The 8,805-nt window shown below is 64.0% G+C and carries 4 protein-coding genes; 1 reads left to right on the forward strand and 3 read right to left on the reverse strand.

Features of this window, described 5'->3' with window-relative positions:
• Nucleotides 1–88: 88 nt before the first annotated feature.
• Together QRM96_RS20810 and QRM96_RS20815 are read right to left on the reverse strand one after the other, a co-directional pair.
• A complete protein-coding gene (locus tag QRM96_RS20810) occupies nt 89–1,063 on the reverse strand; it encodes an AAA family ATPase (protein ID WP_285320849.1) in 975 nt (324 codons plus the stop codon).
• Nucleotides 1,064–1,074: 11 nt separating this feature from the next.
• Nucleotides 1,075–6,789 carry an Ig-like domain-containing protein gene (locus QRM96_RS20815; RefSeq protein WP_285320850.1) on the reverse strand — a complete coding sequence of 1,905 codons (5,715 nt, stop codon included), beginning with the start codon at nt 6,787–6,789 and terminating at the stop codon, nt 1,075–1,077.
• Between the two features lie 888 nt (nt 6,790–7,677).
• On the opposite strand from QRM96_RS20815, the gene QRM96_RS20820 reads away from it, so the two are divergent.
• Nucleotides 7,678–7,929, forward strand: coding sequence for a hypothetical protein (locus tag QRM96_RS20820; protein ID WP_285320851.1), 252 nt, complete (start codon nt 7,678–7,680; stop codon nt 7,927–7,929).
• 186 nt (nt 7,930–8,115) lie between these two features.
• Here QRM96_RS20820 and QRM96_RS20825 read toward each other — a convergent pair.
• Nucleotides 8,116–8,805: DUF8462 domain-containing protein (locus QRM96_RS20825; RefSeq protein ID WP_285320853.1), on the reverse strand; the 690-nt coding region annotated here is incomplete at its 5' end.

Consider the following 8,805-nt stretch of genomic DNA (forward strand, 5'->3'; position numbering starts at 1 on the left):
CCCGCTCTGTGCCGGAGCCGGCCAGCAGTGGCAGGGAGCAGCACAGGCGACAGAAGTCGTCCGATGGGCCGCCTCTGCGCTGCCTGGCTCACGCGGCCGCGCCCCGTGTCTGCGGCGCGGCAACGTCTGCAAGGACCCGGGCGAGGACAGATTCGGCGGTCACGCCCGCGAATTCTGCATCCGAATCCAGGACAACCCGGTGCTGCCACACGGGCAGCACCAAAGCTTTGATGTCATCGGGCAGGACAAAGTAGCGCCCTTCGGTGGCTGCCCACACCTTGGCGGCGCGGATAATCGCCAGCGATCCGCGTACGGAGACGCCGAGCCGGACGTTGGGGTCGGTTCGGGTGGCCTCAGCGAGCTGGGCCGTGAAGCGGAGCACAGCCGAATCCACGTGCACGTCGTCCACCAGGCCTGCCATATCGGACACCGCTTGTGTGGTGATGACCGGGTTGACCGTCGATGAGCGGTCGCGCGTCGAGGCAGCCCCCAGGATCGCCTCGGCTGCCTGAAGGTCGGGGTAGCCGATGCTTGTCTTGATGAGGAAGCGGTCCAGCTGGGCTTCCGGAAGCCGGTAGGTGCCGGCCTGCTCAATGGGGTTCTGGGTGGCGATGACCATGAACGGCCGGCCCACCTCGTGCCCTACGCCGTCCACGGTGACCCGTCCCTCTTCCATGACCTCAAGGAGTGCCGATTGCGTTTTCGGTGAGGCCCGGTTGATTTCATCGGCCAGGACGATGGACGCGAAGACGGGGCCGCGGTGGAATTCGAAGCGATGGGTCTGCTGGTCGTAGACCGTGATGCCGGTGACGTCGGAGGGCAGCAGGTCCGGGGTGAACTGGATCCGGTGATGCGTTCCATGCACTGTGGCCGCGAGCGATTTGGCCAGCTGCGTCTTACCGGTACCCGGCGCGTCCTCGAGCAGCACGTGGCCTTCGGCCAGCAGGGCTGTGAGGACGAGCCGGATGATCTCCTGCTTGCCGAGGACGGCCTGGCCGATGTTATTACTGAGTTGCTGGAATGTTCCGGCGAACCACGTGGCCTGTTCCTGGGTGATTGTCATGCTTCGCTCCTTTAGACGTTCTGGTGGACTGTCGCGGAATACGGCCCGCTCAGCCGGATCTCGTACCAACCTGATTGCCAGTCGGCTTTGCCGCACACCTGCTGGTTCCCCGTCCCGCTCAGGTATCCGCTCCAGGAGTCGTACGGAGTGGTGCCTCCGAGGGTCTGGTTGGCGTAGCACTGGAGGGTGTAGTTGCCAGCCGGCAGGTTGGCGTAATTGAACTGCAGGAAGTACGTACCGGCCTTCCGCGAGTCGGGATTGCCCCGCGTAATACTGAGCCGGACCGGGTTGCTGGTTGCAGAGGCCGACGCAGTGGCAGTCTTCCGCGCCGGGTCTGTCGCGTCAGTGGTGACCGTGACGGTGGCGTTGACCTGCTGGCTCGGACCCAGACCGGAGGCCTGGTAGCTTGTCAGCCCCGCTCCGCCCGAGGTGCTGCCCGCCGACGTGTTCACCTGCACGCCGGTCACGTTCCTGCCGTTGCCATCTACCGACCATGTGAAGGACACCGTGCCGTCACCGCCTACGCCCACAAGGTTGCGGACCAGGGGCGCCCCGTAGGGGCTGACGGGGTTCGATCCGGTAGCCGCGCCGGGAGAGACACCCTGCACGGTTGACTCGCCCCATACCTGGATGGTGTAGGAGGTGCCGTTGACCAGCCCGGGAATGGTCCCGGACGTCGCGCTGCCAAAGGACCCCGTCAAACCGCCCGGGGTCGCCTTCCAGCGCCAGTTGATCTCGTTCGGGCGGTTGCCGTTCAACGACCCAGGCGTGAAGCTGACCTGCGAGCTGCGGTCACCCTCGGTGGCCGTGACGCTGGCCGGCGCAGAGGGCGCGTTAGCGGCCCGACGCGGCGCCGAATCGGCGCTGGGCGCACTCACGCCGGCCTTGTTGCGGGCCGTCACGGAGAACGAGTAATCGGACTCGCTGGTATCCACCGTGACGTTCTGGCTGGTCCCGGCGAGCGTAAGTGTGTTCACGACGGCGCCGCCCCGCTTCACGCTGAGAGTGTAGTCGGCGATGGGGTCGCCGTTGGCGTTGGGTGCCCCCCAGCTCACGGCGATTTGCGCCTGGCTGCCCACCGCCGTCGAGGGCGTGGTGACGGGCGAAGGCGGTGCGTCCGGGACGCCGGCGGGTATCACCGACGCTGAATACGGGCTCCAGGCCGAGGGTTCGGGGGCGCGGTTGTTCGCCTGGACGCGTATCTGGTAAGCCACCCCGTTCTCAAGCCCGTCCCACACCATCGAATTGCCGGTGACCCCGGTCTTCTGGACTGAACCGTAGGCCGGTGCCGGGGAGATCTCCAGCGTGTAGCTTGTGACCGGCGACCCGTGGCTCGTGGGCGTCGTCCAGGACACGGAGACCTTCTTGTCCCCGAACACGAGCGCGGGCGCCGCGGGCGCCTCGGGCCGCGCATCGGGCCGGGCAGGCGCCGAAGCCGGCGACGGGTCGGAGGTTCCGACATTGTTGGTGGCGGTGACGGTGAAGGTGTACTCGACGTCGTTGGTGAGTCCGTCCAGGGTGCAGGTGGTGGACGGACAGGACTTGGAATAGCCCTTCGAGGACGAGACCGTGTAGCCCGTGATCGGTGAGCCGTTGTTGGAGGGCGGAGCCCAGGAGAGCACCACGGTGCTGTCCTGAATAGAGCTGACCGATGGGATGCCCGGGGCGCCGGGCTTTCCGCGCACGGTCAGCTTCACGTGTCCTTCGACCTGGCGCTCGGGTGCATTTGTCGCATCCTGCACCTCGTAGCTGACGATCATGACGCCGACGAAGTCCGCACTGGGCGTGATGGCGACCTTGCCGTCTTGCAGTTCCGCAGTACCTGACCCTGAGTCCACGTGGGCTCCGAGGAGCTTCAGCGGTGTCTCCGGGAACGGGTTCACGTCGTTGGCCAGGGCATCGACGACGGACTTCTGGCCGGCCTTCGCGTCGGGTACGACGTCGTCATTCGCCGCGGCCGGCGGCCTGGAGGAAACCACCGTGGTCAGCGTGAACGTGGCAGTGGTCGGGGCGGAGGTTCCATCGCTGACCTGGACGACCACTTTTTCATTCGACCCGTGCGCAGCGGCTGCGTCCGCTTTGAGCCAGAGCCGCTGGCCCTCGATCCGGGCGGAGAAGCCGCGGGCGACGGTGCCCTGGATGCTGTAGGCCAGGCGCTCGAGGTCCCCGGGGTTGGGGTCCCGGGACAGGCGTGCGAGGTTGACCTGCGTCTCGGCTTCCCCGGGGGCAAGCTCGATGTTGGTGCCCAGCAGGGTGGGGGAGACATTCTGGGCGGGAATGACCTGGAGGGGGATGGAGATCGTGGCGGTGAGCCCGGCGGCGTCATCCGGTCCGGTGCCGTCAGTGATCAGCACCGTGAGGGTGTCCGGTCCGTAGTAGTCCGGAGCCGAGGTGTAGGTGAAGGTGTGTTCGTCTTTGAGCAGCGGGGCGCCGTTGGAGTGGGACGTCCGGACACTGTCGGCAGTGGCGACCCGGGCCGTGCGGCCCTCACGCACTTTGACGACGTCGGCGATGGTGATGGTGAGCGGGTCACCGCTTTTCACCTCAAGGGCTTTGTTGACCGACAGTTCGGGCCTCAGGTCTTTCAGGCCCGGCACATGGATGAATGCCGACGCGGTCAGGCCGTCTTCGTTCGTGACCGTGTACAGAATGACCTGGGACAGATCGGTGAGTTTGACGGTGACCGAGCCGCTGCCGGCCGACGCGTTGGGGTCATCGGAGGAGACGCGCAAGTCCGAGGCCACGCCCTCGGGGTTTTCATCGTTGGCGAGGACCGGGACATCGACGGAGGTCTTGCCGTACATCTCGATCTTTGTCACGAAGTCGTCCCGGGCGATGGGCCGCTGGGCGGGTGCATCGTCCCGGACGTCCAGGACGAGGGCTCCTACGGAGCTTGAGCCATAGGTGTCGGCGACCGTGTACTGCAGGGTGTACTCGCCGCCGCGTGGGGGAGCGGTCACCAGGACGCGGCCGTCGGTGACCTTGGCGGAGATCCCGTCAGGGACTCTCAGTCCGTCGGTGACCAGGAGGATCGGGTCTCCGTCGGGATCACTGTCATTGGCGAGCACCGGGACGGAGATGGCCCGGCCCGGTTTGACCGTCACGTGATCGGTTGTGGCATACGGGGCCTGGTTCTGGGAGCTTGGCGGGGCGATGCCGACCTCCACCGTGCCCGCGCCCTCGGCTCCCTGACGGTCGCGGACGACGTAGGTGAAGGAGTCGCGGCCCGATGAGTCCGGATATGCCTGGTAGCTAAGCCAGGAATCCCCTGCGGTGACGCGGCCCAGCTTCGGGGCGTCCCGCTGGCCGACGAGTTCCACAGAGTCGCCGTCCGGATCGATACCGTCCAGCGGCACGGGAATCCGGATGGTGGTGCCGGCGATGACGCGGGCAGTGAGGGGCTGTGGGCGGGGAGCTGAGTTGTGGGCCTCGTCCTCGGGCAGCACCTGGATGCTTACGTACCCGGCGGTCCGGTTGCCCTGTGTATCGGCCACCTCATAGGTGGCGTGCACCGACCCCGGATTCTGCCCGGCACGGAACCGGAGTTTGTCCCCGCTGATGAAGGCCACCCCCTCGCCTGGCGTGGGTTTGGGTTCGACGAGGTCCGGCAGGAGCGTCAGGGTGTCGCCGTCGGGGTGGTAGTCGTTGTGCAGCACGTCAATGGTTACGACGTCGCCGGTTCTGACGGTCGCGGAGTCATCCACCGTCACCGGGGGGCGCAATGTAGCAGGGAGGGGAACGGGCAGGACAAGCACTTCCCCCGTTGCCGCCTGGCTGCCGTTGGAGACGGTGTAATGGAAGGTGACGGGGTGGCTGAGGCCGACGGTGTCGGTGACCCGGACGACGCGGTTCTCAAGGACTTCTGCCGTGATCCCCAGCCCGGGTGGCACGTCCACTGATTGGACGATGAGGATCCCGCCGGCGGCATCGCTGTCATTGGCCAGGACGTTCACCAGTGCTGACCTGCCGACCGGCACCATCGCGACATCGAGGACGGCGACAGGGCGGCTGGATCCGCTTCCCGGGAGCACGTCGATGCGAATCAGGCCCACCGCGGAGTTGGGGCCGTCGGTCACCAGGTACTGCATGTAGTACGTGCCCGGCGTGGCCGTCATGAACGTGATCGTGCCCGCGGTGAAGTCGGCGGTGATGCTGGCCCCCGGAACCGAGTCATACTTTGCCAGCCGCAGCGGTGCGCCCGAGGGGCTGACGTCATTGAGCAGAGGGGACATGGTCAGCGGTGTCGAAACGACTGCTGTCATCCGGTCCGCGTTGGCAATTGGCCTCAGCGAGCCTTTGGGCAGCACTTCGACCCGGAGCACGCCCTCCGAGTCGGCCGTCCCGTCCGAGACGACAAGCTTGACCTCCTTGACCCCTGTTTGGCCCGATACTGCCGCGAAATCGATGATGCCGTTGCTTCGGAATGTCACGCGGTCACCCGAGGTGCTGGTCGCGGACTTGAGGTACATCGCGTCGCCGTCGGGATCGCGCCAGCCCTGGAGCGCGTCCTGCTGGAGCGTCGCACCGGCCTCGACCTTGATGGACTGGGGGTGCTTGAGCTCGGGCGGGGAATTCTGCCCCGCGGGCCGGACGGCAAGGGTGATGTTGGCTTCCGCCGTGCCGCCCCTCCCGTCATCGACCCGGTACCGGAATGTCAGAGACCCGGTTGCACTGGCAGGGACGCTGACTTGAAGAGCCGCTCCGCCAAGGGCCGGCTGGACCTCAACTCCCGGCGGTGGCGATCCCGCCAGTGAGGCCGAGAGTACGTCGCCGTCGGGGTCGGAGCAGTCCTCGGTGACACGAAGGACTGCTGTGCGGCCTGCGCGGGCGCCAAATTGCTGGTCCATTGCGACGGGCGGGTGGTTCTGTTCGGTCCGTTTCGGCAGCGTGACCTGCTGGTCCGGGCTCTTCTCTTCCTTGTCGTCCTGAATGTCCGGGGGTGGAACCACGTCGTTCCAGTTCTGCACCAGGAGCATATTCTGGGTGACGAGCCAGACGCCGCCGCCCTGAACGTCGTTCAGGACGACGACGTCACGGTTGACCCGGAAAACCAGCTGGGCATTGGCGGGCATGTTGGGGACAGTCCCGGATTCAGTCTTTCCGGCACCGCAATCCCGGGCGTATGTGGAGGTGCCGGACCACGCCGCGTAGGCACAGCCATTCAGCCACACAGGGGCTGTGGGGGCGGAATTCGCACTCGTCTTGGGAGCGCGCGTAATGGTGGCAGTGCCGCCGTCAAGAGGCTGCGACACAACCGCGCTCAATGTACCCACCAGGACGCTGTCGTTGGCTTGCCCGTTCCGTTGGAGAGCGCCGCCTTTTCCATCCGGAACGGCGATCTTCTGGCCGCCGGGCAGGTACAGTTCCCCGTTCCCTGAATCGAAGACTACGGCGTCCGGTCCGACGGCAGCCACGCTTAGCTTTGCGTCCTTAGGGAGATCAGCAAGCTTGCGCGCTGATTTCTCGACGTAATCGTGATCTTTGGGCGCATAGTCACGCACTTCACCGAGCGTCGGTGAGAAGGCATGAATAACACCGTCCAGGCCAATAGTGGCCACGGCACCGGCCCCCAGCTTAGCGAGCGGCTCAGCACCGCCCAAACGGAGGCCATCAATGCTGCCGACCGGGACCGCGTAGAGGTCGCCGTCGGTGAGGATCGCCACAGTGTCAGATCCGGCAGAGACGCTGGCACCGGCGGGAAGGGTGCCGCTTCCCAGCAGGGTCACACGAGCAGGGTCGATTTGAGTGAGAGTGGAATTCGCGCTGTCCTGAACCAAGACCGTGTCGCCCTGCTGCAAGACGTCATACTGGGGGGCTTTAGTCCGAAGACCGGAATCGAGCACCCTCGAGGGGAAATTCAAGTGGCCCACCAAGAGGTCCGATTGCTTGGTAACCCAAACACCACCGTCATTAAGCTTAAGGTCTGCAGCAGGAAGTCCGTCGTACTGGAAGGCAAGCGCTGCTGCTGCCAACGAAATGCTGGCCAGCGCCGAAACAGATGCAGTCCTGCGGCGTTTACCTTGCAGCAGTGAAGAGATCCCCATACTTGATTGCCCCCACATTCACACTTGAACGCACGTCGTGTCTTTGTTTCGCGTCAAGTCAAGTAGACAATGTGTAGCAGGTGTCTATGCAATGGGACAAAATCCCCATGGTGACGGACTTCGCAAAACTATAGGCCTTCGTAATAAAAAATGTTTTGCAATGTCATTGGTTATCGAGAGCGCATTGTCACTTTGCATGGGTTCGTACAGATAGAGGCCGTGCTGCTGTCGTCATCGCGCGATTTTTCCACCCATAGAAACGGACCGCGCCATTCTTGATGGATTCCTGCGCAATTCCTGCGCCATTCTTGAGAAAGATTTGCAGTCCGATTGATCCGCGCGGATGAGCATCGTTCGCATGAGGGGCGACGGCGATATAAAACCGAACAGGTTGAGCGTGAAGTCTATTCGAGCACGCTGTTCGCGGGTATGTTCTAGCCCGGGGGACGATCGGCGGCCGGCAGGTGCGGCAGTGGGGGAGCCCCGTCCAGCCAGCACGAAGAAAGGTTCATCATTTCCTATCCACAGAGCTCAAGCCAGCAGCCTTACCAATACCCGAACTACCCGAACGTGCAGCAGAACAACTCCTTGGAACATTTTCAAGGCTCGAAGTTCAAGGAAAAAGCGACCATCTTCGGTGTGCTCGGGTTTTTCATTCTCGGCATAGTCTTCGGACCACTCGCGATCGCGAATGCAAGGAAAGCCGAAGCGCTGCACCACTCGGCCACCCTTGGAAAGATCCTTGGCTGGATCGATACGATCGCCGGTATCGTATGGCTACTTATCTTCGTTCTCATCATGGCGAACGCCGGTAATCGCTAGGCCTGCGAAAACCGCTACAGTCGTCAGTGCGGCGTGTCCCGCAGGGAGTGGCCAAACGCCGGTAGATAGCAGTTGTCGCGGTCCACGCTGGAAGGCCCTGGAAAGTACTTTCCTGCCCATTCTCGAATGCCAATAATGGAGATTCTGTCGGGTTGGCCGGCGTACTCTCTGCTGGCTGGGGGACGGCTACGTTCGTATTTTGCGGAGGTACTCGCGAAGGCCCGGTATGGCGAAGTCAACCTTGCCATATGCCGGCGCTTCGATGAGTCCAACGGCGATTAGCCGGGCCCGGTAGTTGGCTACGACGTTGCTCTTGGCATTAAGCCTTTTTCCGATGTCGCCGGCAGCAACGGGCCCCTCGTCTTGTGCCATCGCATGCAGGAAGTCTTTGTCCTTGTCGGAGGCTGTGGAGAGGGCGGCTTCAATGACTGTCATTTCGTGACGCCTGGTGGCAGCACGGATCGCTTGGGTGACGTTGTCCTCTTCGAGGGAAAGGTCGTTGATCTCAGCTTGCCGCCAGAGCTGGTAGCCGATGAGTTGGATCAGGAAGGGGTAGCCCCCGGTCGCCTGTGCCGCGTGCCGGATCTCTTCGTCGCTGATCTTGATTCTGGCCTGCTCGAAAGTGTGCGTGAAGGAACGCTCGACTTCCTTGACGGCCGCGGCCTGGAGGTCAATTCGGTTCGCCCGGCGCAGGAAGGTGGCGACTCCCTCGTTCAACAAGTCCGAGAAGGGGACTCCTTGAATGGACCGTTCGGTAGCGTCTGCGCCGTCTTGAAGTGCCTGCGGCATGAGGTGCCCGTAGACCTGTTCCGTTGTTCGGGCAGATGCATGACCCAGCCGACGTGAAATCGCGAAGAGGGACATACCGCCATCCTG

Source organism: Pseudarthrobacter sp. lyk4-40-TYG-27 (assembly GCF_030209295.1).
GTDB lineage: Bacteria > Actinomycetota > Actinomycetes > Actinomycetales > Micrococcaceae > Arthrobacter.